The 25,460-nt window shown below is 74.0% G+C and carries 29 protein-coding genes; 17 read left to right on the plus strand and 12 right to left on the minus strand.

Features of this window, described 5'->3' with window-relative positions; genetic code table 11:
- Positions 1-18 precede the first annotated feature (18 nt).
- The 11 genes from ACI769_RS15615 to ACI769_RS15665 all read left to right on the plus strand — a co-directional run bounded on the left by ACI769_RS15615 (position 19) and on the right by ACI769_RS15665 (position 9,704).
- Positions 19-645 (plus strand): hypothetical protein, encoded by a 627-nt coding sequence (locus ACI769_RS15615; protein WP_409141918.1) that lies wholly within the window; start codon positions 19-21, stop codon positions 643-645.
- A complete protein-coding gene (locus ACI769_RS15620) occupies positions 642-1,028 on the plus strand; it encodes a hypothetical protein (protein ID WP_409141919.1) in 387 nt (128 codons plus the stop codon). The genes ACI769_RS15615 and ACI769_RS15620 overlap by 4 nt, the downstream gene beginning before the upstream one ends.
- A gap of 73 nt (positions 1,029-1,101) precedes the next feature.
- On the plus strand, positions 1,102-1,875 hold the full coding sequence (locus ACI769_RS15625) for a helix-turn-helix domain-containing protein (RefSeq protein WP_409141920.1): 774 nt from the start codon (positions 1,102-1,104) through the stop codon (positions 1,873-1,875).
- Positions 1,876-2,092: 217 nt separating this feature from the next.
- Positions 2,093-2,380 (plus strand): hypothetical protein, encoded by a 288-nt coding sequence (locus ACI769_RS15630; RefSeq protein WP_409141921.1) that lies wholly within the window; start codon positions 2,093-2,095, stop codon positions 2,378-2,380.
- Positions 2,377-2,622, plus strand: coding sequence for a hypothetical protein (locus tag ACI769_RS15635; RefSeq protein WP_409141922.1), 246 nt, complete (start codon positions 2,377-2,379; stop codon positions 2,620-2,622). The genes ACI769_RS15630 and ACI769_RS15635 overlap by 4 nt, the downstream gene beginning before the upstream one ends.
- A gap of 222 nt (positions 2,623-2,844) precedes the next feature.
- The gene (locus tag ACI769_RS15640) at positions 2,845-4,350 is read left to right on the plus strand and encodes a phage major capsid protein (protein ID WP_409141923.1); all 1,506 of its coding nucleotides are present in this window, start codon (positions 2,845-2,847) and stop codon (positions 4,348-4,350) included.
- A gap of 265 nt (positions 4,351-4,615) precedes the next feature.
- Positions 4,616-5,083, plus strand: a complete 468-nt coding sequence (locus ACI769_RS15645; RefSeq protein WP_409141924.1) for a hypothetical protein — start codon at positions 4,616-4,618, stop codon at positions 5,081-5,083.
- Positions 5,084-5,517: 434 nt separating this feature from the next.
- On the plus strand, positions 5,518-6,219 hold the full coding sequence (locus tag ACI769_RS15650) for a TetR/AcrR family transcriptional regulator (protein WP_085387294.1): 702 nt from the start codon (positions 5,518-5,520) through the stop codon (positions 6,217-6,219).
- On the plus strand, positions 6,216-7,151 hold the full coding sequence (locus ACI769_RS15655) for an ATP-binding cassette domain-containing protein (protein ID WP_409141925.1): 936 nt from the start codon (positions 6,216-6,218) through the stop codon (positions 7,149-7,151). The genes ACI769_RS15650 and ACI769_RS15655 overlap by 4 nt, the downstream gene beginning before the upstream one ends.
- Positions 7,148-8,812, plus strand: coding sequence for an ABC transporter permease (locus ACI769_RS15660; protein WP_396050362.1), 1,665 nt, complete (start codon positions 7,148-7,150; stop codon positions 8,810-8,812). Before ACI769_RS15655 ends, ACI769_RS15660 begins: the two co-directional genes overlap by 4 nt.
- 64 nt (positions 8,813-8,876) lie before the next feature.
- Complete coding sequence (locus tag ACI769_RS15665) at positions 8,877-9,704, plus strand: hypothetical protein (protein ID WP_409141926.1); 828 nt, start codon at positions 8,877-8,879, stop codon at positions 9,702-9,704.
- A gap of 28 nt (positions 9,705-9,732) precedes the next feature.
- Here the strand turns inward: ACI769_RS15665 and ACI769_RS15670 are convergent, their stop codons facing one another.
- The 8 genes from ACI769_RS15670 to ACI769_RS15705 all read right to left on the minus strand — a co-directional run bounded on the left by ACI769_RS15670 (position 9,733) and on the right by ACI769_RS15705 (position 18,275).
- Positions 9,733-10,227, minus strand: a complete 495-nt coding sequence (locus tag ACI769_RS15670) for a hypothetical protein (protein ID WP_194521281.1) — start codon at positions 10,225-10,227, stop codon at positions 9,733-9,735.
- Positions 10,228-10,358: 131 nt separating this feature from the next.
- On the minus strand, positions 10,359-11,069 hold the full coding sequence (locus tag ACI769_RS15675) for a response regulator (protein WP_021483553.1): 711 nt from the start codon (positions 11,067-11,069) through the stop codon (positions 10,359-10,361).
- Complete coding sequence (locus ACI769_RS15680; protein ID WP_354807290.1) at positions 11,066-13,579, minus strand: ATP-binding protein; 2,514 nt, start codon at positions 13,577-13,579, stop codon at positions 11,066-11,068. The genes ACI769_RS15675 and ACI769_RS15680 overlap by 4 nt, the downstream gene beginning before the upstream one ends.
- A 2-nt stretch (positions 13,580-13,581) precedes the next feature.
- Positions 13,582-14,196, minus strand: coding sequence for a potassium-transporting ATPase subunit KdpC (gene kdpC, locus ACI769_RS15685; protein ID WP_194227199.1), 615 nt, complete (start codon positions 14,194-14,196; stop codon positions 13,582-13,584).
- 25 nt (positions 14,197-14,221) lie between these two features.
- Complete coding sequence (gene kdpB / locus ACI769_RS15690) at positions 14,222-16,375, minus strand: potassium-transporting ATPase subunit KdpB (protein ID WP_409141927.1); 2,154 nt, start codon at positions 16,373-16,375, stop codon at positions 14,222-14,224.
- A gap of 3 nt (positions 16,376-16,378) precedes the next feature.
- Positions 16,379-18,052, minus strand: a complete 1,674-nt coding sequence (gene kdpA / locus ACI769_RS15695; RefSeq protein WP_409141928.1) for a potassium-transporting ATPase subunit KdpA — start codon at positions 18,050-18,052, stop codon at positions 16,379-16,381.
- Complete coding sequence (locus ACI769_RS15700; protein WP_061268977.1) at positions 18,052-18,141, minus strand: potassium-transporting ATPase subunit F; 90 nt, start codon at positions 18,139-18,141, stop codon at positions 18,052-18,054. The genes kdpA and ACI769_RS15700 overlap by 1 nt, the downstream gene beginning before the upstream one ends.
- Positions 18,138-18,275 carry a hypothetical protein gene (locus tag ACI769_RS15705; RefSeq protein ID WP_163188684.1) on the minus strand — a complete coding sequence of 46 codons (138 nt, stop codon included), beginning with the start codon at positions 18,273-18,275 and terminating at the stop codon, positions 18,138-18,140. The genes ACI769_RS15700 and ACI769_RS15705 overlap by 4 nt, the downstream gene beginning before the upstream one ends.
- 229 nt (positions 18,276-18,504) lie before the next feature.
- Between ACI769_RS15705 and ACI769_RS15710 the strand changes: the two genes are divergently transcribed.
- The 3 genes from ACI769_RS15710 to ACI769_RS15720 are packed head-to-tail and all read left to right on the plus strand — an operon-like array spanning position 18,505 to position 20,136.
- The gene (locus ACI769_RS15710; protein ID WP_021480409.1) at positions 18,505-18,801 is read left to right on the plus strand and encodes a type II toxin-antitoxin system VapB family antitoxin; all 297 of its coding nucleotides are present in this window, start codon (positions 18,505-18,507) and stop codon (positions 18,799-18,801) included.
- A 25-nt stretch (positions 18,802-18,826) separates the two neighbouring features.
- Entirely contained in the window at positions 18,827-19,477 is a 651-nt protein-coding gene (locus ACI769_RS15715) for a LytR C-terminal domain-containing protein (protein WP_043652283.1), read from the plus strand.
- Between the two features lie 50 nt (positions 19,478-19,527).
- Positions 19,528-20,136, plus strand: coding sequence for a GNAT family N-acetyltransferase (locus ACI769_RS15720; RefSeq protein ID WP_409141929.1), 609 nt, complete (start codon positions 19,528-19,530; stop codon positions 20,134-20,136).
- Between the two features lie 78 nt (positions 20,137-20,214).
- Here ACI769_RS15720 and ACI769_RS15725 read toward each other — a convergent pair whose 3' ends face one another.
- The 3 genes from ACI769_RS15725 to ACI769_RS15735 all read right to left on the minus strand — a co-directional run bounded on the left by ACI769_RS15725 (position 20,215) and on the right by ACI769_RS15735 (position 23,027).
- On the minus strand, positions 20,215-21,549 hold the full coding sequence (locus ACI769_RS15725; protein WP_409141930.1) for a uracil-xanthine permease family protein: 1,335 nt from the start codon (positions 21,547-21,549) through the stop codon (positions 20,215-20,217).
- A 99-nt stretch (positions 21,550-21,648) separates the two neighbouring features.
- Entirely contained in the window at positions 21,649-22,572 is a 924-nt protein-coding gene (locus tag ACI769_RS15730; protein ID WP_409141957.1) for an LLM class F420-dependent oxidoreductase, read from the minus strand.
- A gap of 155 nt (positions 22,573-22,727) precedes the next feature.
- Positions 22,728-23,027 carry a Dabb family protein gene (locus ACI769_RS15735; protein ID WP_021480414.1) on the minus strand — a complete coding sequence of 100 codons (300 nt, stop codon included), beginning with the start codon at positions 23,025-23,027 and terminating at the stop codon, positions 22,728-22,730.
- Between the two features lie 49 nt (positions 23,028-23,076).
- Between ACI769_RS15735 and ACI769_RS15740 the strand changes: the two genes are divergently transcribed.
- The 3 genes from ACI769_RS15740 to ACI769_RS15750 all read left to right on the plus strand — a co-directional run bounded on the left by ACI769_RS15740 (position 23,077) and on the right by ACI769_RS15750 (position 24,799).
- A complete protein-coding gene (locus ACI769_RS15740) occupies positions 23,077-23,523 on the plus strand; it encodes a hypothetical protein (RefSeq protein ID WP_043652274.1) in 447 nt (148 codons plus the stop codon).
- Between the two features lie 10 nt (positions 23,524-23,533).
- Positions 23,534-24,427 carry an LLM class flavin-dependent oxidoreductase gene (locus ACI769_RS15745; protein ID WP_409141931.1) on the plus strand — a complete coding sequence of 298 codons (894 nt, stop codon included), beginning with the start codon at positions 23,534-23,536 and terminating at the stop codon, positions 24,425-24,427.
- A 171-nt stretch (positions 24,428-24,598) separates the two neighbouring features.
- Complete coding sequence (locus tag ACI769_RS15750) at positions 24,599-24,799, plus strand: DUF2510 domain-containing protein (RefSeq protein ID WP_021482786.1); 201 nt, start codon at positions 24,599-24,601, stop codon at positions 24,797-24,799.
- A 36-nt stretch (positions 24,800-24,835) separates the two neighbouring features.
- Here ACI769_RS15750 and ACI769_RS15755 read toward each other — a convergent pair whose 3' ends face one another.
- Positions 24,836-25,435, minus strand: a complete 600-nt coding sequence (locus ACI769_RS15755) for a dihydrofolate reductase family protein (RefSeq protein ID WP_085387282.1) — start codon at positions 25,433-25,435, stop codon at positions 24,836-24,838.
- Positions 25,436-25,460: the final 25 nt, after the last annotated feature.

A 25,460-nucleotide genomic window follows, 5' to 3' on the forward strand; every position in this document is an offset into this window, starting at 1 on the left:
ACCAAGGAGAACGAGAACATGACCACGGTACAGCCCGCCCTCGACTACGTCGACGTCGGCACCCGAGTGCGCCACTGCCCGACCGGCGAGGCCGGGACGATCGTCTACTTGCCCACCTGGGGCACCGCGAGCGTCGTCGTGCGGTTCGACGAGCCCGACGACGACGGCGAGCACATCGGCGCCGTCCTGTGGACCGACCTCGAGCGGCACACCGAGCCGCCGGCCCCCGACGTCGACGCCACGGCGCTCGCGGACAACGTGGACGAGCCCGTGCCCTACGTCCTCGTGGAGCCCGCTCCCGCGCCGTCGACCCTGCCGGTGTGGGTGGAGCCCACGTGGGTCGAAGAGGCGCACTACGTCGAAGACCTCGCGCTCCTTGAGGCTGACGTCGCGACGGTCACGTGCGTGTCGTCGTCCAGCTGCAACGACCAGGACACCGAGGGTGAGGTCACGCTCGAGCAGTCGGTCGAGTTCGCTGACGTGCGAGGCGTGCGGCACCTCGCTAAGGCCGGCCCGCTCCTCGTGACCGTCACCGACGGCGAGCGGGACCTCCGGTACACGCCCTCGCAGGCGCGCGAGCTCGCGGCCGCGCTGACGGTCGCCGCGGACCGTGCCGAGACGATCACCGCCGGCGGTGCCCTGTGACCGCCGCCGGGACGCCGTGGGCACAGCCCGCCTGGGCCGAGGACGTGACCTACGACAGCCGTCCCGGCGTCGCCCCCGAGGGTGTGCGCCTGGTCGCGGACGTGTCGACGCTCGCGTGCGTCATGCCGCGCGCGGACGTCGGGGACGAGCTCGACGTCGCGCTCGAGCAGTACGTCCCGCTCGTCGACGACCACGGCGTGCTGTACGTCGACGACGGCGGCGACCCGCTCGCCGTGCTCATCACCGACTGCTTCAGCGCCGACGTCCGCGTGCTGCCCGACCAGGCGCGCGCGCTCGCGGCCGCGCTCATCGTCGCCGCGGACCGTGCCGACGCGATCACCAGAAGCCCGCAGGAGCCCGCGGACGGCCGCGAGCGCCCGTGACCCACCCCAGCGCCCGCGAGCGCCCCCACGCCCCGCACGGGGGCGCTCGCGGCCCTGTTCGAAGGGAGGCGTCGTGACCGACGACGTCGCGCCCCTGCCGCGCTTCGAGTGGGAGCGCGTCGTGCGGCGTGCCCGCGCACTGCCGTTGGCGACCAAGGGCGTCGCGTACACGCTCGCGACCTACGCGAGCGACGACGGCCGGCGGATCTTCCCCGGAGAGCAGCGCCTCGCGCTCGTGTGCGGCGTGAGCCCGCGCATGATCCGCAAGCACATCGCGACCCTGCGCGCTGCTGGCTTGCTCGAGCTCGTCTCGCGCGCCGACCGTCGACACGGCCGCGCCGACGAGCACCGCCTCACCGTGCCGACCGACGACGAGAAGCTCGCGGCTCTCGACCTGCTCGACCCCGACGAGTTCACCGGAACTCAGGTTCCGGTGACGAGCCACGATCAGCGGAACTCAGGTTCCCCTGACGACGTCCCCGCGGCCCCTGATCACCGGAACTTGAGTGCGCCATCACCGGAACCTGAGTGCACGATCACCGGAACTCAGGTTCCGCCCACCAGATCATTACCAACCACCACCAGATCAAACATCGGTCCCGTCACGCTCAGTCGTCCAGACCGCGCGCGCGAGAAACGTGACGGCGAGCAGGGGTGGTCGGATGTTCCGCTGTTCGACGACGTCCCCGTTGACGAGCTGTACCCGGCCGCGATCGCCTACCTCGAGCAGACGGTCGGCACCGAGCTCGCCGGCGGCCTGGTCGCGGAGTACCACACCAAGAACCCCGACGTGCCGATGCAGCGGGCCGTGGTCGACGTCGCGGCCAGCCAGGGATGGGCAGCATGACCCCCGCGGCGCTCGCGGCCACCCGCTGCCCCGAGCACGACGTCCGGCTCACCGACGCCGGCACGTGCCCGTCGTGCGCCGCAGACCACCTCGCCGGCGAACACGCCGACCCGGCCCCGCACTGCGCACGGTGCACGCCCGCCGCCCCGCCCGGCCCGTGGACCCCGTCCGCGGTACTCGACCACCACGACCCGACCCCACCCACCGAGAGGAACCCGTGAGCACCCACCTCCCCGTCACCGAGCCCGACGACTTCAGCCCCCAGCTCGCCGAGGCGCTCGCGGCGCTCGAGCGCCTGCGCGTCGCGTGGAGCGAGTACCTCGACGCCCGCGAGGCCGCCGTGCGGCCGCGGCACGCCGAGCGCCCGGCACCGGCACGACGCGCCCGGCTCGCCCAGGGCATGTTGCCGAGCCTGCCCGTGGCCGCGCTCGAGGCAGCCCGGCACAACGCCGCCGTCCTCGCCGCCGTGGCCGCCGCGACGGGCCCGGAGGTGCGACACCCGTGAGCGACCCCACGCCCGCCCCGGAGTTCGCCGACGCCCAGGAAGCCCGCCGCACGCTCGTCGGGCTGCTGCGCGCGCACCTGGACCAGGACGCCGCCGCGTTCGCTGCCCTGTTCCCCCGCACGGGCGAGGGAGCCGCGGACCTGCTCATGCAGGCGCTGTCGCTGCTGCTCGCCGGCCTCGCGCACGTCGACGACCCGCGCGCCGAGCTCGACCGGCTCACCGACGCGGCGACAGGCCCGTGACAGACCCCCGCGCTAGGCTGTGCTCGATCGGATGCTCCCGGGTGCGTGGACTCGCCCCGGACCGGCCCCGAGGAACTACCGGCCCGACGGCGTGGACGCGCCCCAGGGCCCGGGAACCGACCGGCCAGGTCGCAGCGGTGGACTCCGCTCCCAGCCGGCGCCGCCTCACGGCACCCCCTCACCTTCGCGCGCTCGAGCGCGCCCCATTCCCAGGAGACAGCCATGCCTACCACCCGAACCCTGCGTGACGACCAGCAGCGCATCGCGACCTACGCCGGCGAGCTGCAGCGCAGCGTGCACGCCCCGTCCACCCGCCCCGACCTCGACGCCGCCCGCACCCACCTCGACGCCGACCCGGACCAGGTGCGCCGCCTGCTCGCCGAGGGCCTGACCGCCGTCCAGCTCCGCCAGCGCCGCGCGGCCCACCTCGACGACATGCGGGCCGCGACCCGCAACGCCGAGACCCACAACCGGAACCTGTCCTCGGGCGAGCGCGTGACCTACGACGCCGCCGAGCAGGCGTTCCGCGACCTCACCGAGGCGATCGCCCAGACCGAGGCCGCCGAGCACCGCGAGGCCGCCAACGCCCGACCGCTCGTCGGCGCGGGCCTGCCCGGCGGCAACGTCGACGAGCACGGCCGCACCCACCGCGACGACCGGCGCGTGCGGCGCCTGCGCTCGAGCGACTCCCTCGCCGAGCACTGGGGCCTCACCCGCCGCGGCCGCGACCTGTCGTTCGACCGCATCGTGCGCGGCATGACCGGCCGCGGCTGGAACGGCGCCGACGCCGAGCACCGCGCCATCTCCGGCCTGACCGACTCCGCCGGCGGCATCCTCGTGCCCGAGGAGGTCTCCGCCCGGATCATCGACCTCGCACGAGCCGCGTCCGTCGTGACCCAGGTCGGCGCCGCCACCGTCCCCATGGACGCACGCAAGGTCACCGTCCCCCGCCTCGAGTCCGACATGACCGTCCAGTGGCTGCCCGAGCTCGCCGAGCAGAGCGACTCCGCCACGAGCTTCGGCGCGATGGTCCTCGAGGCCAAGACCATCCGCGCGCTCGCGCTCATCTCCGACGAGCTGCTCGAGGACGCCGAGCCCGACGAGTTCATCGCCCAGGCCGCCGCGGCCGCGATCGCCGCAGAGATCGACCGCGCCGCGATCCTGGGCACCGGCGCCGACGAGCAGCCCCGCGGCCTCTACAACACCCCGGGCGTGCAGAAGATCACCACCGACGCCGCCGCCCCCACCTGGGCCGACCTCGTGCGCTCCCAGGCCGCCGTCCGCGCCCGCAACTACGAGCCCAACGCGTTCCTGTACTCCCCGATCACCGACGCCGACCTCAACCTCCAGACCGGCAACGACGGCCAGTTCCTCCAGCCGCCGTCCTCGCTCGAGCGCGGCCGCAACGGATCCCCCATCACCCGCGCCGTCTCGAGCTCCGTACCGGTCGACCTCGGCGACACCGACGACGAGGGCCTGATCTTCACCGGCGCCTGGCAGCACCTCGTCATCGGCTGGCGCTCGCAGATCAACGTCAAGGTCGCCGAGGACTACGGCATCGACCGCAACGCGACCGCGCTTCTCATCCGCGCCCGCGTCGACGTCGGCGTCGAGCGCGCCGGCGCCTTCCACATCCGCCACGTCAAGACCGGCACCACCGCGAGCGCCGAGCCCACAGAGTTCGCCCAGACCATGGGCACCGTCGAGTCCAAGACCACGGCGAGCTAGAGCACGAAGTAGAGCCCGACGCCCGGTGCCGGCCACCCGCAGCCGGCACCGGGGGTAGGGGGGTCTCAATCTCTAGCCGGCCCGCCGACGGACCACTTCGCCAGTAGTGGTCTTTCCCTCCCCAGGCCCGACCACCCCCCACCCCACCAACCACCACCACGTGGCAACGAAAACGGACCCATGGGCGCTCGCACTCCGCAGCGCATTGCCGCTACGGTCAGCCTCCAGCCCGAAGAGGTCGGGCTGACATGCGAGGAGGCATCGGATGAGCGACGAAGCATCGAACGAGCCAGACGTTGACCAAGCCCGGAAACGGATCGTCGAGCAGATTCAGAAGTCGGACTTTTACCTCGGGCTGTTGCTCGACTCGATCCTGGGGCGCGACTCAGACAGCATCGATGGCTCGATCCAGCTGTCTGTGATCGCACAAGGTGCGGTCGTCACCGGGAAGGCCGTTTCCCGCAGGGCATGGAACGAGTTGTTCATCGAAGGCGTGGCGGGGCGAAATGAGGACGCTCGAGCGGAGCTCGCGAAGAGCCTGGCCGCGGTAGATGAGCACGTCGCGCAATCACGGGCGCATCGAGAGCAGCACGGTCTGCCAGACCCGCCGCACCGCTACCTCCACTTCGCGGAGTCGACAGTGCATGTCGGGCCGTCGACCCTGCAGAAGGGCGCCTGGCGCGTGCGAGTCGACCAGATCAGCGGATGGTGCCTCGGGACTTACGCGACCTGAGACGGTTGCTGGGCACAGATTGGGCACACCCGCCCCAGCCTCCGTGCGATTCACTGCGATCCATTGGGGCCTGAAGCGGCGAGATTCTGCCGTTTCCATGCGGACCCTGGGGGCTTGCGGGGGTTCGAATCCCCCATCCTCCGCAGACCGAAGGGCCCGCCGCACTCGCGGCGGGCCCTTCGTCGTCGTGGTGCGGGCGCACACCGAAAAGGCCCGTCGCACAGGTGCGACGGGCCTCTCGACGTCCCGACGGTCCGACGCGCCGGGACGTGGCGCCGGCGGTGCCGCCGACGGCTCCCCCCAGCCTACGGGTGTCCGGCCCGGAACGGCAGGGGTGGAGAGCCCCGGAGTCCCGGATCTTCGCCACATCCACCCACCCTGGGAGCACCCTGGACCCCTGGACAGGCGTTGAACGCGTGTTTAGTCTATTGAACATGCGTTCAGAGCAGCCTCCGCGGGCCGGTCGGGCCACGCCCGCGCCGTCGGGCACCGACGACCTCACGACCCGTGCCCGCATCCGGGACGCCGCGATCTCGCGGTTCGCGCGCGACGGGTTCGGCGCGCCGCTGCGCACCATCGCGGCGGACGCGGGCGTGAGCGCGGCGCTCGTCGTGCACCACTTCGGATCCAAGGACGGGCTGCGCCGGGCGTGCGACGCGTACGTGTTCGACGCCGTCCGCGCCGCGAAGACCGACGCGATCTCGCCGCAGGACCCGGCGGCCGGGCCCATGGCGCTGTTCACGCAGCTCGCCGGGATCGAGGACTACGCGCCCGTGTTCGAGTACACGCTGCGCAGCCTCCAGGCGGGCGGCGACCTCGCACGGTCGTTCGTCGAGCACCTCACGCAGGTCACGCTCGAGTACATGGAGGACGGCGTCGCCGCCGGGGTGATCCGCCCGAGCCGCGACGAGCCCGCCCGCGCGCGGTACCTCGTCTCGCTCTCCCTCGGCTCGCTCCTCGTCGACGGCGCGCTGCGCGACCGGACCGAGCCGCGCGAACCCGAGACCGACCTCCGCGAGTACGTCGAGCGCGTGATGCTGCCCGCGCTCGAGGTCTTCACCGAGGGGCTCTTCGTCGAGCCGACGCTGCTCGACGCGTACGTCCGGCACACCACCCACCAGGAGGAGACGCGATGACGAGCACGACCCCCGCCGTCGAGGTGCACGACCTGCGCAAGGCGTTCGGCCACGTGCAGGCGCTCGACGGCCTCGACCTGACCGTCCGCACGGGCGAGGTCGCCGGGTTCCTCGGGCCCAACGGCGCCGGCAAGTCGACCACGATCCGGGTGCTGCTCGGGCTGCTGCGTGCCGACTCGGGGACCACCCGGCTGCTCGGCGGGGACCCGTGGCGCGACGCCGTCGACCTGCACCGGCGCCTCGCGTACGTGCCGGGCGACGTGAGCCTGTGGCCGAACCTCACCGGCGGCGAGGCGATCGACCTGCTCACCCGGCTGCGCGGGCGCGTCGACCCGCGCCGCGAGGAGCTCCTGCTCGAACGCTTCGAGCTCGACCCGTCCAAGAAGGCGCGCACGTACTCCAAGGGGAACCGGCAGAAGGTCGCGCTCGTCGCGGCGTTCGCGTCCGACGTCGAGCTGCTCGTGCTCGACGAGCCGACGTCGGGCCTCGACCCCCTCATGGAGTCGGTGTTCACGCAGTGCGTGCGCGAGGTCACGGCGGAGGGCCGGTCGGTGCTGCTCTCGAGCCACATCCTCGCGGAGGTCGAGAAGCTGTGCGACACCGTGACGATCATCCGCGCCGGCCGCACGGTCCAGTCCGGCACGCTCGCCGAGCTGCGGCACCTCACGCGGTCGTCGGTCACCGCGGTGACCGACCGCGACCCCGCCGCCCTCGACGCGCTCGACGGCGTGCACGACCTCCTCGTCGAGCCCGGCGCCGACGGGACCCGAGCCCGGTTCGACGTCGACAACGACCACGTGCAGCCCGTGCTGCGCGCGCTCACCGACCTCGGGCTGCGGTCCGTCACGGTCACCCCGCCGTCGCTCGAGGAGCTGTTCCTGCGCCACTACGGCGACGAGCTCGCCCAGCTCGACGGGGCCGGTGCGCTGTGAGCGCCCCCACCGCGGCACCGCCCCGCGGCCGAGGCGCCGCCGTCGCTCCCGAGCCTCCCCGCCCGGGCCGCGCGGCGACGGGCTGGCTCACCCTGCTGCGCTTCGTCCTGCGCCGCGACCGGGTCCGCATCCCCGTGTGGACGGCGTCCGTCGCGCTCCTCTTCGGGTATGCGGCCGTCGCCCTCGACACGCTCTACCCGACGGCGGCCGACCGCCAGGCGCGCGCGGCGCTCGTCTCGAGCCCGGCCGGGATCATGCTGTCCGGGCCGCAGTACGGCATCGAGGACTACACGCTCGGCGCGATGATCGCCAACGAGATGGCGCTCACCGTCATGGTCGCCGTCGCGATCATGAGCATCTTCCTCGTCGTGCGGCACACGCGCGCCGAGGAGGAGACCGGCCGGGCCGAGCTCGTCCGGGCGGGCGTCGTGGGGCGGCACGCACCCGCGACCGCGGCGTTCGTCGCGGCGGTCGTCGCGAACGCGGCCATCGCGCTCGCGACCGGCGTCGTGCTCGTCGCGACCGGTCTCGACGCCGTGGACTCCCTCGCGCTCGGCGCCGCCGTCGGGGTCACGGGCCTCGTGTTCGCCGCCGTCGCCGTCGTGACGAGCCAGGTCACCGAGCACGCGCGCGGCGCGAGCGGGCTCGCGCTCGCCGTGCTCGGCGTCGCGTTCCTGCTCCGCGCCGTCGGCGACGTGCAGGAGGAGCACGGGAGCTGGGTCTCGTGGCTCTCCCCCATCGGGTGGGCGCAGCAGATCCGGGCGTTCGTCGACCTGCGCTGGTGGCCCCTCGGCCTGTCCGTCGCGCTCGTGGTGCTGCTCCTCGCCCTGGGCGCGGCGCTCGCCGCCCGGCGCGACCTCGGCGCCGGGCTCGTGCCGCCCCGCGCGGGCCGGCCCGACGCCGCCCGGTGGCTCGCGAGCCCGCTCGCCCTCGCGTGGCGCCAGCAGCGCGCGTCCGTGCTCGCGTGGGCGATCGGGATCGGCGTCACGGCGCTCGCGTGCGGGACGTTCGTCGACTCGGTGGGCGACATGGTCGCGGCCAACCCCGAGGTCGCCCAGATGATCGGCGACGCGTCCGACCTCGTGGCCGGCTTCGTCGCCGTCATGGCGCTCTTCCTCGGGCTCGGCGCAGGCGGGTTCGCCGTCGCCTCGGCCCAGCGCGCGCGGGGCGAGGAGACCGCGGGGCGGCTCGAGCCGGTGCTCGCGACAGGCGTCGGGCGCGTGCGGTGGCTCGCGGGCCAGCTCGTCGTGACGCTGGTCGGGACGTGCGTGCTGCTGGCCGTGAGCGCCGTCGGGCTGTGGCTCGGCGCCCTGAGCGTCGGGGAGGACGCGTTCGGCCTCGGGGACCACCTCGCCGCGTCGTTCGCGTACCTGCCCGCGGTCGCGGTCGTCGCGGGGGTCGCGGTGGCGGCGTTCGGGTCGCGCCCTGGCCTCGCGGCGCTCGCGTGGGCGCTCCTCGCCTACTCGTTCGTCGTGACGATGTTCGGCGCCCTGCTCGACCTCCCGTCGTGGGCGAGCGGGCTCTCGCCCTTCTGGCACGTGCCCCAGCTCCCCGGGGCCGACGCCGAGCCGTGGCCCTTCGTGTGGCTCACGCTCCTCGCCGTCGTGCTCGTCGCGCTGGGCCTCGCGGGCTTCCGCCGCCGCGACGTCCCGCGCCCCTGACGCGTGGCCGTCGTGGGCTCCGGCTAGGCTCGATCCACCTTTTCCGACCACGGAGGTGACGGTCATGTCCACGCCCGACCGGAGCGACGCGACGCGCTCGGCCAGGGCCACCCTGCACGAGTGGGTCGACGCGATCCCCACGCGGGAGCCGACCGAGGGCGCGGGAGCGCGCGAGCCGCGCACGTGGGTCGCGGCCCTCGCGCTCGAGGGCACGTGGCTGGGCCTGTACCAGGACGCGTACCGGTTCACCGAGACGGAGTGGGACGAGCTGGTCGACGACCTCTCCCGGTACGCCCACGTCCGGCCGCCCGCGCGCGCCGTCGTGTTCCGCGACGTCGAGCTCGACGAGGACCCGTTCCGCGACGACGAGCGCCCGCTCGTGGACGCGGTGCTGCGGGTCGCGCTCGAGGAGGGGGTCGAGAACGTCACCTTCGCCGCGGTCGCGCGGCGGTGCGACCGCAGCGAGTCGACCCTGCGGTCGATGTTCGGGGACGCGGAGACGCTGGTCGACGACGTCGCGATCGAGGTCGTGCAGTCCGGGTTCGACGACCTCTCGCCGCTGCGGCTCGACCCGTCGCGCGCCGCGGTCGCGGCGTCGGTCGCGGCGCTCGACGACTCGCGCAAGGCGGCGGCGCTCCTGCGCCTCTACGCCCTCGGCGGGGTCACGCGCGACGACGTGCCCGAGGGCCAGCACGCCGTCCACGCGGACGTGCTGCGCGCGTGGCGGGAGGAGGGCGCGCCGTCGTCCCTCGTGCTCGCGGCGCTCGCGTGCGACGGCTGGCGGGCGGGCGAGCGGCAGCGCGCGCTGCTCTTCCCTCCGGCCCTGCCGGGTGCGGTCGTGCGCGAGCTCGCGCGCCTCGTCGACGACGCCGCGGGCCCCGTGACGCCGTAGCGGTCCCCTCACGGCCCGCGGCTCCCGCTCAGCGCCGGAGCTCGCGCTCGTGGACGACGCCGGGGCACGGGACCGCGACGACGTCACCGCGCCGCAGGTCCTCGGGGAGCCGCGCGACGCCCCCGGCGCGACCGGGGGCGGGGTGCACGGTGAAGCGGCGCAGGGGTGCCGCCGAGACGCGGCCGACGAGCCGGGCCTCCTCGACCGCCGCGCCGCACGCGTCGAGGTCGGCGTCGAGCCACAGCTGCCGGTGGTGGCCGCCGAGGCGCGGGACGACGTCCTCCACCCCGGCGAGCACGACGCACCGCGGCGACGCCTCCCACAGGCGCCCCACGCGGCCGGGGTCGGCGCTCGCGGGCACGTGGACGGTCGGGGTCGCGCGCAGCCGGGCGCAGGCGGCGAGGCTCGTCCCGTCGACGAGCACGTCGTGCGGGGCGAGGACGGTGCCGCCCGGCCAGGCCGACGAGGGAGCGCCGCGCAGCGCGGCGAGCCGGGCGGAGAACGCGGTGTGCACGAGGGTCATGGCTCCGGTCTACCGCGCGCGGCGGGGGCGGGGACCGGGCCTGACGGAACGCACACGGCCCGCGCCCGGATCCTCACGGCCTCCCGACGGGCGTGGTCGCCGCCCGTCGGGAAGCCGCCCGCGGACGGCCCTCAGGACGCCGCGGTCGGCGCCCCGGGGTCCGGCTCGAAGCGGTAGCCCATGCCCGCCTCGGTGAGCAGGTAGCGCGGGGCCGCCGGCTCCGGCTCGAGCTTCTTGCGGAGCTGCGCGACGTACAGGCGCAGGTAGCCCGTGTCGCTCACGTGCTGGGAGCCCCAGATCTCCGTGAGCAGCGTCTGCCGCGTGACGAGCTTGCCCGGGTTGCGGACGAGCCGCTCCAGCACCTGCCACTCCGTCGGGGTGAGCCGCACCTGCTCGGTCTGGCCGTCGCGCACGCGCACGACGCTGTGGGCCGACAGGTCGACCGTCACGTCGCCCAGCACGACGACCGGCGCGGAGTCCTCGTGCGCGACGCGGCGCGTGAGCGCGCGGATGCGCGCGAGCAGCTCCTCGATGGAGAACGGCTTCGTGACGTAGTCGTCGGCGCCCGCGTCGAGGGCCTCGACCTTGTCGGCGGCGCCCGTGCGCCCGGAGACGACGAGGATCGGGGCGTCCGACCAGCCCCGGACGGCGTGGATCACGTCGAGGCCGTCGAGCTCGGGCATGCCGAGGTCGAGCATGAGGACGTCGGGCCGGTGGTCGATCGCGCGCGCGATCGCCTGCGAGCCCGAGGTCGCCGTGATGATCTCGTAGCCCTGCGCGGTGAGGGTGATGCGCAGGGCGCGCAGGATCTGCGGGTCGTCGTCGGCGATGAGGATCTTCATGGCGCGCTGGTCTCCGGGGCGTCGGGGTGGGGCGTCGGGCCTGCGGCGGGCAGGGCCACGACCATGGTGAGCCCTCCACCGGGGGTGTCCTCGGGGGTGAGCGTGCCGCCCATGCCCTCGACGAACCCCTTCGACAGCGCGAGGCCGAGCCCGAGGCCGGTCGTGTTGTCGGTGTCGCCGAGGCGCTGGAACGGCACGAACACGTCCTCGCGCCGCTCGGGCGGGATGCCCGGGCCGTGGTCGACGACGCGGATCTCGACCGACCCCCCGAACGCGCTCGTCGAGATCCGCACGCGCTCGTCCGGCGGCGAGTGCCGCGTCGCGTTGGCGAGCAGGTTGACCAGCACGCGCTGGAGCAGCACCGGGTCGGCGACGACCGCGGGGACGTCGAGCTCGAGGTCGAGCTCCACCTGGGCGGGCCCGAGACCGAGCTCGTCGAGCGCGGGCAGCACGACGTCGGCCGGCTCGACCTCGGTGCGCGACACCCCGAGGACGCCCGCCTCCAGCCGGCTCACGTCGAGCAGGTCGGTGATGAGCGTGCCGAGCGCGCCGAGGCTCTCGTCGGCGGTCGCGAGCAGCTCGTCCCGGTCGGCGGGGCTGAGCGCGCCGCGCGTCGAGCGCAGGCCGCTCACGGCGGCGGTCGCGGCGCTCAGGGGGCGGCGCAGGTCGTGGCTCAGCGCCGACAGCAGCGCGCTGCGCACGCGGTCGGACTCGGCGAGCTGGTCCATCTCGCTCGCGACCTCGGCGAGGTCGCTGTGCTCGAGCGCCGCCTCGAGCTGGACGGCGATGACGTTGAGCAGGCGCCGCTCGGACGCGGCGAGGTCCGGCCCGAACAGCTCGAGGTCGGCGCGGTCGTCCACGCGCACCGTCGTGCTGGGCGCACCCGGCCCCGGGTCGCCGTCGGCCGCGAGCTCCGTCCCGGAGACGACGAGCCGCGCCCCCACCATGCCGAACGCCTCGCGCGCCCGGCTCACGAGGGCCTGCACGGCGTCCTGCCCGCGCAGGACGCTGCCCGCGACCGTGGCGAGCACCTCGGACTCCGCGGCCGCCCGCCGGGCCGCGCGCGTCGTGCGCGCCGCGCGGTCGACGACGACGCTCACGAGGACGGCGATGACGACGTACAGGACGAGGGCCACGAGGTGGAACCGCTCGCCCACGGTGATCGTGTGCAGGGGCTCGACGAAGAAGTAGTCGAGCGTGACGCCCGACAGGACCGCGGCGTAGACCGCGGGCCAGACGCCCCCGACGAGCGCGACGACGACGACGAGCAGCTGGTACGCCAGGACGTCGGTCACGAGCGTGTCCTCGTCGCGCGCCGTGACGAGGAGCCAGGTGAGCAGCGGTCCGCCGACGAGCGCGAGCACGAACCCGGCGACGCGGCGGCGCAGGGTGAGCGCGCCGCCCGAGCGGGGCAGGCGCGCCCCTCCCCCGGCGGCGGCGTGGTTGACGATGTGGACGTCGATGTTGCCCGCCTCGCGCGTGACCGTCGCGCCGATGCCGGGGCCGCTGAGGGCCGACGCGAGCCGGCCCCGGCGCGAGACCCCGATGACGAGCTGCGTGGCGTTGACGCCCTTGGCGAACTCGACGAGCGCGGTCGGGACGTCGTCGCCCACGACCTGGTGGTACGTCCCGCCGAGCTGCTCGACGAGCGCGCGCTGGTGCGCGAGCGCGCCGGGGGCCGCGTCGCGCAGGCCGTCCTGCGTCGTGACGTGCACCGCGAGGAGCTGGCCGCCCGCCGACCGCGCGGCGATGCGGGCGCCGCGCCGCACGAGCGTCTCCCCCTCCGGGCCGCCCGTGAGCGTCACGACGACGCGCTCGCGCGCCTCCCACGTGCTGTCGATCCCGTGCTCGGTCCGGTAGAGCTGGAGCGCCGCGTCCACCTCGTCGGCGAGCCAGAGCAGCGCGAGCTCGCGCAGCGCGGTGAGGTTGCCGAGGCGGAAGTAGTTCGACAGCGCCGCGTCGACGCGCTCGGCCGGGTACACGTACCCGCCCGCGAGACGGTCGCGCAGCGCCTGGGGCGCGAGGTCGACGACCTCGATCTGGTCGGCGCCGCGCAGGACGGCGTCGGGGATCGTCTCGCGCTGCACGGCGCCCGTGATCTTCTCGACCACGTCGTTGAGCGACTCGATGTGCTGGATGTTGACGGTCGAGATGACGTCGATCCCGGCGTCGAGCAGCCGGTCGACGTCCTGCCAGCGCTTCTCGTGGGCGAGGCCCGGCGCGTTCGTGTGCGCGAGCTCGTCGACGAGCGCGACGTCCGGGCGCCGCGCGAGGACGGCGTCCAGGTCGAGGTCCGTGAGCTCGACGCCCCGGTGGGTCACGCGGACGCGCGGCACCACCTCGAGGCCCTCCGCCATGGCCGCCGTCGCGGCGCGGCCGTGGGTCTCCACGACCGCGACCACGACGTCCCGGCCCTCTTCGCGCAGACGGCGGCCCTCCTCGAGCATGGCGTAGGTCTTCCCGACGCCGGGCGCCGCGCCGAGGAGGACCCGCAGCCGTCCGCGCGCCATGCTCAGCCTCCGATCCGGTCCAGGGCGACGTTGAGCTCGAGCACGTTCACCGTCGGCTCGCCGAGGTACCCCAGCGCACGTCCCCCAGTGTGCCGCGCGACGAGCTCCTCGACCTGCGCGGTGGTCAGACCGCGCGCCGCCGCGACGCGGTCGACCTGGACGGCGGCGTAGGCCGGGCTGATGTGAGGGTCGAGCCCGGAGCCCGAGGCCGTGAGCGCGTCCACGGGGACGTCGGCCGGGTCGATGCCCTCGAGCTCCGCGACCTGGGCGCGCCGCTCCGTGATCGCGGCGACGAGGTCCGCGTTCTCGGGGCCGAGGTTCGAGCCCGACGACGCCGCGGCGTCGTACCCGTCGCCCGCCGCCGACGGCCGGGGCTGGAAGTACTCGGGCAGCGGGTCGCCGTCGGCGTCGGTGAACGCCTGCCCGAGCAGGGCCGACCCGACGACCCGGCCCGCGCCGTCGTGCACGAGCGAGCCGTCGGCGCGCGCCGGAAGGACGAGCTGCCCGACGCCGGTGACGACGAGCGTGTACCCGACGCCGAGGAGGAGGGTGAGGACGAGCATCGCCCGGGTCGCGACCCAGACGACCCGCCCGGTGCTGCGTGCCGTGGTGTTCATGGGGTTCTCCTGGTCGTCGTGCGGGTCAGTAGCCGGGGAGGAGGCGCACGACGAGGTCGATGAGCCAGATGCCGACGAACGGCGCCACGAGGCCGCCGACGCCGTAGACGAGCAGGTTCCGCCCGAGGATCGTCGAGGCGTCGGCCGGCCGGTACCGCACGCCGCGCAGCGCGAGCGGGATGAGCAGCACGATGACGATCGCGTTGAAGACGATCGCCGACAGCACCGCCGACGACGGCGAGCTGAGGCCCATGACGTTGAGCACCTCGAGGCCGGGGAACACGCCCATGAACATCGCGGGGATGATCGCGAAGTACTTCGCGACGTCGTTGGCGATCGAGAACGTGGTGAGCGCCCCGCGCGTGATGAGGAGCTGCTTGCCGATGCGCACGACGTCGATGAGCTTCGTCGGGTCGGAGTCGAGGTCGACCATGTTGCCGGCCTCCTTCGCGGCCGACGTGCCGGAGTTCATCGCGACGCCCACGTCGGCCTGCGCCAGGGCGGGCGCGTCGTTCGTGCCGTCGCCCGTCATGGCGACGAGGTTGCCGCCCTCCTGCTCGGCGCGGATGAGCGCGAGCTTGTCCTCGGGCGTGGCCTCGGCCAGGAAGTCGTCGACGCCGGCCTCCTGCGCGATCGCGGCGGCGGTGAGCGGGTTGTCGCCCGTGATCATCACCGTCCGGATGCCCATCGACCGCAGCTCGGCGAAGCGGTCCGCGATGCCCTCCTTGACGACGTCCTTGAGGTGGACGACGCCGAGCACGCGGCTCACGCCGTCGGGCGTGCGCACCGCGACGACGAGCGGCGTGCCGCCCGACTGCGCGACCTCCTCCACGACGTCGTCGAGCTCCGCGAGCACGCTCGACGCCGCCCGCTCGCCGCCCTGCTCGACCCACGCCGTCACGGCGGAGCCGGCGCCCTTGCGGATCTGGGTCCCGTCCGGCTCGTCGAGCCCCGACATCCGGGTCTGCGCCGTGAACGGCACGATCTCGCCCGGCGCGGTCGGCCCGACGTCGAGGCCCCCGCGGCGCGCGAGCTCGACGATCGACGTGCCCTCCGGCGTCGGGTCGGCGAGGGACGACAGCGCGGCGGCGCGGACGAGCTCGCGCTCGTCGACGTCGCGCAGCGCGACGAACCGCGCGGCCTGCCGGTTGCCGTAGGTGATGGTGCCCGTCTTGTCGAGCAGGAGGGTCGTGACGTCGCCCGCCGCCTCGACCGCGCGGCCGGACATCGCGAGCACGTTGCGCTGCACGAGGCGGTCCATCCCCGCGATGCCGATCGCCGAGAGCAGCGCGCCGATCGTCGTCGGGATGAGGCAGACCAGGAGCGCGACGAGGACGGCGACGCTCACGGGGCTCGCCGCGTACGACGCGACGGGGTTGAGCGTGAGGGCGACCACGACGAACACGATCGACAGCGACGCGAGGAGGATGCTCAGCGCGATCTCGTTCGGCGTGCGCTGCCGGCTCGCGCCCTCGACGAGCGCGATCATCCGGTCGACGAACGTCTCGCCCGGCATCGAGGTGACGCGCACGACGATGCGGTCCGACAGGACGCGCGTGCCGCCGGTGACGGCGGACCGGTCGCCGCCCGACTCGCGGATCACCGGCGCGGACTCGCCCGTGATCGCGGACTCGTCGACCGACGCGATGCCCCAGACGATCTCGCCGTCGCCGGGGACCAGCTCCCCCGCCTCGACGACGACGACGTCCCCCAGCCGCAGGTCGGCCGAGGACACCTCGACCGCGCGGGCGCGCAGGGCGCCGGGGTCGTCCGTCTCGTCGTACGCGGCGACCCGGTGCGCGACGGTCGCGGTGCGGGTCCGGCGCAACGAGTCGGCCTGGGCCTTGCCGCGGCCCTCGGCGACCGACTCCGCGAGGTTGGCGAACAGGACCGTGAGCCAGAGGAACACGGCGATGACCGCGGTGAAGGACCCGGGGACGGGCGTGCCGCCCGACTCCTCCGGGCCGCCGAGGAACGGCTCGACGACCGCGATCACGGTGGTGAGCGCTGCCCCGACCCAGACGAGGAACATCACGGGGTTGCGCCACATCTGGCGCGGGTCGAGCTTGCGGAACGCGCCGGGCAGCGCCTGGCGCACCTGCGACCAGGTGAAGAGGCCGCCGGTGGTCGCGGCCGGCTGGTGCACGGCGCGCGGGGAGGGGTGGGTGAGCGTGGACATGGGTTACAGCAGCCCTTCAGCCAGGGGACCCAGCGCGAGAACGGGGAAGTACGTGAGCGCGGTGAGGAGGACCACCACGCCGATCAGGAGCCCCACGAACTGGGGGCGGTGGGTCGGCAGCGTGCCGACGGTGGCGGGCACCTTGTCCTGCTGCGCGAGCGAGCCCGCGAGCGCGAGGACGAGGACGATCGGCACGAACCGGCCGAGCAGGATCGCGACGCCGAGCGCGGTGTTGAGCCACGGGGTGTTCGCGGTGAGCCCGGCGAACGCCGACCCGTTGTTGTTGGCCGCGGACGTGAAGGCGTACAGCACCTCGGTCGTGCCGTGCACGCCGGGGTTCCAGATCGACACCGTCTCGACGCTCTCGCGCACGGGCGGGATCGCGAAGCTCAGGGCCGTGCCGGCGAGCACGAGCGTCGGCGTCACGAGGATGTAGAGGCTCGCGAGCTTGATCTCGCGCGGCCCGATCTTCTTCCCCAGGTACTCCGGCGTGCGACCGACCAGCAGGCCCGCGATGAAGACCGCGATGACGGCGAGCACGAGCATCCCGTACAGCCCGGAGCCGACGCCGCCCGGGGCGACCTCGCCGAGCATCATGTTGAGCAGCGGGAGCATCCCGCCCAGCGCCGTGTAGGAGTCGTGCATCGAGTTGACCGCGCCGGTCGACGTCGTGGTGCTCGTGGTGGCGAAGAGGGTCGAGCCGATGATCCCGAACCGCGCCTCCTTGCCCTCCATCGCACCCCCGGCGAGCTGCGGCGCGGTGCCGTTCCCGGCGGACTCCAGCGCGGTGAGCGCGACGAACGACGCCACGAAGAGCACGCCCATCGTCGCGAGGATCGCGTAGCCCTGGCGGTCGTCGCCGACCATGCGGCCGAACGTGCGCGGCAAGGAGAACGGGATGACGAGCATGAGCAGGACCTCGACGACGTTCGTCCACGCCGACGGGTTCTCGAACGGGTGCGCCGAGTTCACGTTGAAGAACCCGCCGCCGTTCGTGCCGAGCAGCTTGATGACCTCCTGCGAGGCCACCGGCCCGCCCGGCACGCTCTGGGTGCCGCCCGCGAGGGTCGTGACCTGCGTGAAGCCGTCGAAGTTCTGCACGACCCCGCCGACGAGCAGCACGACCGCGCCGACGAGGGAGATCGGGAGCAGGATGCGCAGGCACCCGCGCACGAGGTCCACCCAGAAGTTGCCGATCGTGCCGACCCGGCGGTATGCGAAGCCCCGCACGAGCGCGACGGCGACCGCCATGCCGACCGCCGCGGACACGAAGTTCTGCACCGCGAGCCCGGCGAGCTGCACGGTGTAGCCGAGCGTCTGCTCCGGCGAGTACGACTGCCAGTTCGTGTTGCCCACGAACGACGCGGCGTTGTTGAAGGCGAGGTGCTCCGACGGTGCGGGCAGCCCGAGCGAGTACGGGAGCCACTGCTGCGTGCGCTGGAGCAGGTAGAGCAGCACGAGACCCACGGCCGAGAACGCGAGGATGCTGCGCAGGTAGGCGGGCCACGTCTGCTCGGAGCGGGGGTCGACGCCCAGGACGCGGTACAGGCCCCGCTCGACCCGCCAGTCCTTCGGCGAGGAGTAGACCCGCGCCATGTGGTCGCCCAGCGGGCGGTAGAGCGCCGCGAGGACCAGGGCGACGGTCCCGAGCGCGAGGAGCGCGAAGATCCAGGTCATCAGAAGCGCTCCGGTCTCACGAGCGCCACCACGAGATACACGATCGCCGCCGCACCGAGAGCCGCGGCGAGGAGCTCGAGCACGATCACAGCTTCTCCACCGCCTTCCCGATTCCGGCGACCAGCACGAACACGGCGATCACGCCGAGCACGTAGACGATGTCGAGCACGAGACGTCCCCAGGTCGAGACCGACGGCCCCCTGTCGGGCGGCCGGGCACCCACCGGACGGGGCGCCGACGACGATCGAACACCCGCTCCGGGACGGCGGAGCCCGTCCTCACGGGACCCATACGGGCCGGGGCGCGACGCTAACGATCTCCTGACGGTCGGCCGTCGGTCCGGGCGGTCGCGGACGAGCCCGTCGGTTCCCGTGGGGAGTTCGTGACGAGTGCGTGACCGACGCCCCGCCATCGGGGGCGGCGGCCGCCGTCGGGCACCTAGGATGTCCCGCATGATCTTCAAGGCCGTCGGCGACGGGCGCCCCTACCCGGACCACGGCCGGGTCACCGCCCGCGACTGGGCGGAGGTGCCCCCGCGTCAGGTGCGCCTCGACGAGCTCGTCACCACCAAGCGCACGCTCGACCTCGACGCGCTCCTCGCCGAGGACTCCACGTTCTTCGGCGACCTCTTCGCGCACGTGGTCGAGTTCGACGGCGTCCTCTACCTCGAGGACGGCCTGCACCGCGCCGTCCGCGCCGCCCTGCAGCAGCGGGCGATCCTGCACGCGCGCGTGCTGACGCTGCGATGAGCGGCCGGTCCGGTAGGTTGCTGGCGTGACACTCCGCCCCGACACCGCGCGCGCCGTCCGCCGCCGGCGCATGCACGAGCGCCAGGCCGTCGTGTTCGGGCTGCTCATCGCGGCGCTCGCCGTCGTCGGGATCGGCGCGCTCGCCGTGTACACCGGGGCGATCGAGGCGCCGTTCGACCGGGAGCTGTCCTCGCCCGAGGCCGTCGACGACCTCGCGGACGTCAAGGTCCCCTGCCTCGCGGACGGCACGCTGCCCGTCGCCACGGGCGACATCCAGGTCAACGTCTACAACGCGTCCGGCAAGGACGACCCGCTGGGCCGGCTCAACCAGGACATCCTCACGTCGCGCGGGTTCGCGGTGCTCTCGACGGGCAACGCCCCGGACCTCGACGGCGACGGGAAGTCCGACGTCGTGTCGCGCACGCAGATCCACTTCGGTGCCGCGGGCGTCGCGCAGGCGTACACCCTCGCCGCGCACTACGAGAACCCGGGCCTCGTGCTCGACGCGCGCGAGGACGCGACCGTCGACCTCTACGTGGGCGCCGACTTCGAGAACATCGTGGACCCGGAGCTCGTCGGCCTGTCCGGCGACGTCCCGCTCGAGAGCCGCGCGGGCTGCGTGCCGATCGAGGAGATCACGCCCCGCCCGCTGCCCGTGCCCCCTGCCGAGGGCTAGCACGTCCCGGCCCGGCGCCCGCCGGGCCTCCTGACCGCCGAACGGTACCCATGAGCACCCTGCCCCTCCGGCCCGCCCGGACCACCGACCCCGCCGAGGTCGACCGCCTGTACGAGATCTGCCTGCGGACCGGTGCGTCCGGCGCCGACGCGAGCGGGCTCTACACCGACCCGCGCCTGCTCGGCGAGGTCTACCTCGGCGCGTACCTCGCGCTCGAGCCGCAGCTGGCGTCCGTCGTCGAGGCCGACGGCGTCGTGGCCGGCTACGTGCTCGGCGCCCGCGACACCGCCGCGTTCGAGGACCGGTGCGAGCGCAAGTGGTGGCCGCCGCTCCGGGAGCGCTACCCCCTCGGGAGCTTCACCGCGGGGTCGCGCGACGAGGCGCTCGTCGAGCAGATCCACCGCCCGCACCGCACGGACCCGTCCGTGCTCGACGACTACCCGTCGCACCTGCACGTCGACCTGCTGCCGTCGGCCCAGGGCGGCGGCAACGGCCGCCGCCTCATGGAGGTGCTCTTCGACGCGCTGCGCGCCGCCGGGTCGCCCGGGGTGCACCTCGGCGTGGCGGAGGACAACGCGTCCGCGATCGGCTTCTACGAGCACCTCGGCTTCACCCGGCTCGACGTCGCCGAGGGCCTCGTCCTGGGCCTGCGCCTCTAGCCGACGGCCCGGCGGGCTCGCGCCTGCCGGGCCGTCGTCTTCGTGAAGCCTCCGAGGAGGCCGCTCCCGCGCGTCGCGTCAGCGGGCGTCCTCGACCGTCTCGTGGACGGCGGGCTCGTCGCCCCCGGGGGCCGACGCCGGGCTCGCGGGCTCCTGCGTCGTGCCGCGCCACCGCGAGAGGTTCCGCATCACGTGGTAGATCACGAGCGCCGCGGCGGTGCCCAGCGCGATCCCCTCGAACGTCAGGTCGCCCACGGCCCACGTGAAGTTGGCGATGCCGACGACGAGCGGCACGGCCGCGGTCGTGAGGTTGACCGGGTCGGAGAAGTCGACCTTGTTCTGCACCCAGATGCGCGCGCCGAGGATTCCGATCATGCCGTAGAGCATGGTCGCGGCACCGCCCAGGACGCCGACCGGGATCGTCGCGATGAGCGCGCCGAACTTCGGCGACAGGGAGAGCACCAGCGCGGTCGCCGCGGCGACCCAGTACGCCCCGGTCGAGTACACGCGCGTGGCCGCCATGACCCCGATGTTCTCGGCGTACGTCGTCGTGCCCGAGCCGCCGCCGACCCCCGCGAACGTCGTCGCGAGGCCGTCGGCGAAGAGCGCGCGACCGGTGAGGTCGTCGAGGTTCTTGCCCGTCATCGCGGCGACCGACTTCACGTGCCCGACGTTCTCCGCGATGAGCACGAGCACGACCGGGACGAACAGGCCGAGCACGGCGACGTCGAACGTCGGCGTGACGAACTCCGGGAGCCCGACCCAGGCAGCCTTGCGCACCGCGTCGAACGACACCTCGCCCTGGATCACGGCCACGACGTAGCCGACGACCACGCCGACGAGGATCGACAGCCGCCCGAGGATCCCCTTGAACAGGACGCTCACGAGGATGATCGCGGCGAGCGTGACGACGGCCGTGACCGGCGCCTGCTGGAAGTTGCCCCACGCCGCCGGGGCGAGGTTGAGCCCGATGAGCGCGACGATCGTGCCCGTGACGATCGGCGGCATGACGACGTCGATCCACCGCGCGCCCGCGACGTGGACCAGGAGGCCGACGGCCGCGAGCACGAGGCCCGTGACGAGGATCCCGCCGACCGCGACCGACTGGCCCTGGGACGCGGTCGCCGCACCGATCGGCGCGATGAACGCGAAGCTCGACCCGAGGTAGCTCGGGAGGCGGTTCCGCGTGATGAGCAGGAACCCGACCGTGCCGATCGCCGAGAAGAACAGCGTCGTCGCGGGCGAGAAGCCCGTGAGGAGCGGCACGAGGAACGTCGCGCCGAACATGGCGACGACGTGCTGCATCCCGATCCCGATGGTCCGCGGCCAGGTCAGACGCTCGTCCGGGTCGACGACGTCCCCCGGTCGGACCGTCTTCCCGTCACCGTGCAACCGCCACCCGATGGCGCTCATGTCTCTCCCGTCCGTGAAGCCCGTGTGAAAAAACCCCCGGTGCAGGGTAGTGGCCCGACGTCACGGCGGTGTTTCCGGGGCGACCCGTGGGCACGGGCGTCACGGCAGCTGCGGCACGACCTCGCTCGCGACAAGCTCCAGGTGGTCGAGGTCGTGCAGGTCGAGCACCTGGAGGTAGAAGCGCGTCGCGCCCTGCTCCGCGGCGGCCGCGATCTTGTCCGCGACCTCGCCGACCGTGCCGGCCAGGCCGTTGCGGCGGACCTCGTCGGGCTCGCGCCCGATCGCGTCGGCCCGACGGCGGAACTCCGCCTCGTCCTTGCCCACCGCGACGACGAACGCCGCCGAGTACACGAGCGAGTCGGGGTCGCGGTCGGCGTCGAGGCACGCGGCGCGCACGTTCTCGAACCGGTCGGGCAGGACGCCCGGGTCGGGGAACGCCGCGTTGAACTCGCTGGCGTACCGGGCCGCGAGCGCCGGGGTGCGCCGGGGCCCGTGGCCGCCGACGATCACCGGGACGCGCTCCTGCGCGGGCTTCGGCAGGGCCGGGGAGTCCGTGAGCGTGTAGTGCTCGCCGCTGAAGGAGAACGTCTCGCCGACCGGCGTCTCCCACAGCCCGGTGATCACCGCGAGCTGCTCCTCGAGGATCCCGAACCGCTTCTCCGGGAACGGGATGCCGTACGCCTCGTGCTCGCGGGCGTACCAGCCCGCGCCGAGGCCGAGCTCGACGCGGCCGCCCGACATCTGGTCGACCTGCGCGACCTGGATCGCGAGCACGCCGGGGTGGCGGAACGTCGCCGACGACACGAGCGTGCCGAGCCGGATGCGGCTCGTCTCGCGGGCGAGGCCGGAGAGCGTCGTCCAGGCGTCGGTCGGGCCGGGCAGCCCGTCGCCGTCGCCCATGACGAGGTAGTGGTCGGAGCGGAAGAAGGCGTCGAAACCGAGGTCCTCGGTGGCCTTCGCGACAGCGAGGAGGTCGTCGTACGACGCGCCCTGCTGGGGCTCGGTGAAGATGCGCAGGTCGATCTGGGTCATGCCGTCACCCTGCCACACCGCGCGCCCGCCCCCGCCCGCACGACGCCCTTCCGCGAGGTAGGACGTGCGGTCGCGAACGAGGACGCGCAGAGCTCTACCTCGCGCCCGGACGTCCTCCCTCGCTGGTCACGGCGGACGCGGTGCGGTCAGTCCGCCAGAGGGACGAGGTCGAGCTCCTGGAACTCCGCGACCTCGGGGATCCACCGCTCAGCGACGAAGCGGCGGTGGTCCGGGTGGGCGTCGTAAGCGGCGTACGCGGCGTCGTCGTCGAACACCATGGAGAACTGGAACGTCAGCGGGCTCTTCGGGCTCACCTGGCGCGAGACGGTGAAGTCCCGGACGCCCGGGACCCCGGTGAGCGTCGTGCGGGCGGTGCCGAGGAACTCGGCCTCCTCCGCGCTGCCGGCGGGGTGGACGAGGCGGAAGGCAACGGTGTGCTGGATCACCTCGCCACGGTAGACGGGGCACGTGACCGGCGCCCGCTAGTCTCGCCGCGTGCGCATCCTCTGGCGTGACCTCGCGAGGTCCTTCGACGAGAGCGTCGAGGGGCGCCTGCCGGACGGGTTCGTGCGCGGCAGCCGGGCGTCCGACGGCGCGCGGCTCGTCGAGCGGTACCGCGCGCTCGGCTGGTCCGTCGAGCGGGACGGCCGGCCGTGGGACGGTGGCGCACTCCACCGCGCCGCGGACCACGCGCTCCCGACGGCCTTCGTCCGCCTCGCCCCCGGCGTCTCCGTCAACCTGTTCCTGTGGCCCGACGACGAGATCGCCTTCGACGTCGACGCCCGGGAGATCCACGACCAGCACACCCTCGACGCGGTCTGCCGCTTCCTCGCGCAGACGGGCCGGGCGCTCGCCACGGACGTCGACCTGTGCCCGGAGGGGACGACCACGCCGTTCCTGCGATACACCCGGCAGGCGGACAGCGTGGGCCGCTGTCCCTAGGCTGGCGACCATGCGCGTGAGCACCGTGATCCTGCCGATCTACCCGTGGCGCGAGGGCCGGGACGTGTGGCGGTCCGCCGACGACCTCGGGTTCCACGCCGCCTACACGTACGACCACCTGTCGTGGCGGTCGTTCCGCGACGGCCCGTGGTTCGGCGCGGTCCCGACGCTCGCCGCCGCGGCGGGCGTCACCGAGCGGGTGCGGCTGGGCACGCTCGTGTCGTCGCCGAACTTCCGCGAGCCGGTGACGTTCGCGAAGGACGTCATGACGCTCGACGACCTGTCGGGCGGGCGCGTGACCGTCGGCCTGGGCGCGGGGACGACGGGCTTCGACGCGACGGTCCTCGGCGGCGAGCCGTGGTCGGCCCGGGAGCGCGCCGACCGGTTGCGCGACTTCACGATCCTGCTCGACCGCCTGCTCACCGAGCCCGCCGTCACGCACGTCGAGGGTCACTACCGGGCGCACGAGGCGCGGACCATCCCCGGGCCGGTCCAGTCGCCCCGGGTGCCGTTCGCCGTCGCCGCGACCGGCCCGCGCGGGCTGCGGCTGGCCGCGCGCTACGGGCAGGCGTGGGTGACGACGGGCGACGGCCGCCTCGGGGACGACGCGACCCCGGCGCAGTCGCGGGCCGCCGTCCGCGACCAGGTGGAGCGGCTCGACGCCGCGTGCCGCGACGCCGGTCGCGACCCGGGGTCGGTGGAGCGCATCCTGCTCACGGGCTTCACGCCCGACCCCGCGCTGGAGTCGGTCGACGCGTTCGTCGAGACGGCGCGCGGGTACGCAGAGGTCGGCATCACGGAGATCGTCGTCCACCGACCCATCCCGGGCACCCAGTTCGCGGCCGACGAGCGCGTGTTCGAGCAGATCGCGACCGACGGCGCCGCGCAGGTCGCCGGGCTGTAGGGCACAGGCCGTCACGCCTCGGGAGTGTTCTCCACGCGCACAGTGTGCCGCACCTCCGGCACGTCCTCCCGCTCGGGTGGAACCTCTCGGGGCGTCGCTGCGTGTCAGAGACAGAGGGCCCGCGACACATGTCGTGCGAGGGCTCACCGGACCGGGACGCGAGGAGGCGACGTGCGCAAGGCACCGGCGGGGTGGTACGCGGACGCACCGGGCTCGGGGAGCGAGCGCTGGTACGACGGCGCGGCGTGGACCGACCGGACGCGCGAGCGCCGGGCGCGGGACGACGTCGGCCCGTGGCGGCGGGTCGTCGTGCTCGGATCGGTGGTCGTGCTGGTCGTCGCGGCGCCGCTCCTCCTCGCCGTGCTCGGCTGAGTCCCCTGCCGGGACAGCCGCCCGCCGGGAGACGCGTCAGCCGAGCGGCCCCCGCACGCGGTAGGTCACGTGGGTCACCTGGGACGCCGCCCGCACGGCGACGGTCTCGAGCGCGAGGGGCGGGACGCCGTCGAGCACGCGGTCGCCGTGGCCGAGGACCTGGGGCACGACGTGCAGCCGGAGCTCGTCGAGCAGCCCCGCCGCGATCACCTGGTTGATGGTCGCGGCCCCGCCCGCGATCGCGACGTCCCGGTCCCCCGCGGCCTCCCGCGCCTGCGCGACGGCTGACGCGACGCCGTCGGTGACGAAGAAGAACGTCGTCCCGCCCTCCAGGACGAGCGGCTCGCGCGGGTGGTGCGTGAGCACGAACACCGGCGCGTGGTACGGCGGCTCCGGGCCCCACCAGCCCTGCCAGTCCGGGTCCCACTCCCCTCGCCCGGGCGTGAACATGTTCCTGCCCATGACGAACGCCCCCGCGTCGACGATCGCGGCGATCTCCGCCGCGTTCTCGTCGGCGGTCTCGACCATCCACCGGTGCAGGTCCACGCCCGCGCCGAACGGGTGCTCCAGCGTCTGGTCGGGGCGCGAGGAGTACCCGTCCACCGACACCGCCACGTCGCACGTCACGTTCCCCATGCCGCCCTCACCCTCCGCGGCCCGC

This window comes from Cellulosimicrobium sp. RS (assembly GCF_046159675.1).
GTDB classification, from domain to species: domain Bacteria; phylum Actinomycetota; class Actinomycetes; order Actinomycetales; family Cellulomonadaceae; genus Cellulosimicrobium; species Cellulosimicrobium funkei.

What these genes read in the sequence shown, in the direction of transcription:
- ACI769_RS15615 (WP_409141918.1), top strand. Translation starts at nt 19, where the DNA reads ATGACCACGGTACAGCCCGCCCTCGACTACGTCGACGTCGGCACCCGA.
- ACI769_RS15640 (WP_409141923.1), top strand. Translation starts at nt 2,845, where the DNA reads ATGCCTACCACCCGAACCCTGCGTGACGACCAGCAGCGCATCGCGACC.
- ACI769_RS15645 (WP_409141924.1), top strand. Translation starts at nt 4,616, where the DNA reads ATGAGCGACGAAGCATCGAACGAGCCAGACGTTGACCAAGCCCGGAAA.
- ACI769_RS15650 (WP_085387294.1), top strand. Translation starts at nt 5,518, where the DNA reads ATGCGTTCAGAGCAGCCTCCGCGGGCCGGTCGGGCCACGCCCGCGCCG.
- ACI769_RS15655 (WP_409141925.1), top strand. Translation starts at nt 6,216, where the DNA reads ATGACGAGCACGACCCCCGCCGTCGAGGTGCACGACCTGCGCAAGGCG.
- ACI769_RS15665 (WP_409141926.1), top strand. Translation starts at nt 8,877, where the DNA reads ATGTCCACGCCCGACCGGAGCGACGCGACGCGCTCGGCCAGGGCCACC.
- ACI769_RS15670 (WP_194521281.1), bottom strand. Translation starts at nt 10,227, where the DNA reads ATGACCCTCGTGCACACCGCGTTCTCCGCCCGGCTCGCCGCGCTGCGC.
- ACI769_RS15675 (WP_021483553.1), bottom strand. Translation starts at nt 11,069, where the DNA reads ATGAAGATCCTCATCGCCGACGACGACCCGCAGATCCTGCGCGCCCTG.
- ACI769_RS15680 (WP_354807290.1), bottom strand. Translation starts at nt 13,579, where the DNA reads ATGGCGCGCGGACGGCTGCGGGTCCTCCTCGGCGCGGCGCCCGGCGTC.
- kdpC (WP_194227199.1), bottom strand. Translation starts at nt 14,196, where the DNA reads ATGAACACCACGGCACGCAGCACCGGGCGGGTCGTCTGGGTCGCGACC.
- kdpB (WP_409141927.1), bottom strand. Translation starts at nt 16,375, where the DNA reads ATGTCCACGCTCACCCACCCCTCCCCGCGCGCCGTGCACCAGCCGGCC.
- kdpA (WP_409141928.1), bottom strand. Translation starts at nt 18,052, where the DNA reads ATGACCTGGATCTTCGCGCTCCTCGCGCTCGGGACCGTCGCCCTGGTC.
- ACI769_RS15710 (WP_021480409.1), top strand. Translation starts at nt 18,505, where the DNA reads ATGATCTTCAAGGCCGTCGGCGACGGGCGCCCCTACCCGGACCACGGC.
- ACI769_RS15720 (WP_409141929.1), top strand. Translation starts at nt 19,528, where the DNA reads ATGAGCACCCTGCCCCTCCGGCCCGCCCGGACCACCGACCCCGCCGAG.
- ACI769_RS15725 (WP_409141930.1), bottom strand. Translation starts at nt 21,549, where the DNA reads ATGAGCGCCATCGGGTGGCGGTTGCACGGTGACGGGAAGACGGTCCGA.
- ACI769_RS15745 (WP_409141931.1), top strand. Translation starts at nt 23,534, where the DNA reads ATGCGCGTGAGCACCGTGATCCTGCCGATCTACCCGTGGCGCGAGGGC.
- ACI769_RS15755 (WP_085387282.1), bottom strand. Translation starts at nt 25,435, where the DNA reads ATGGGGAACGTGACGTGCGACGTGGCGGTGTCGGTGGACGGGTACTCC.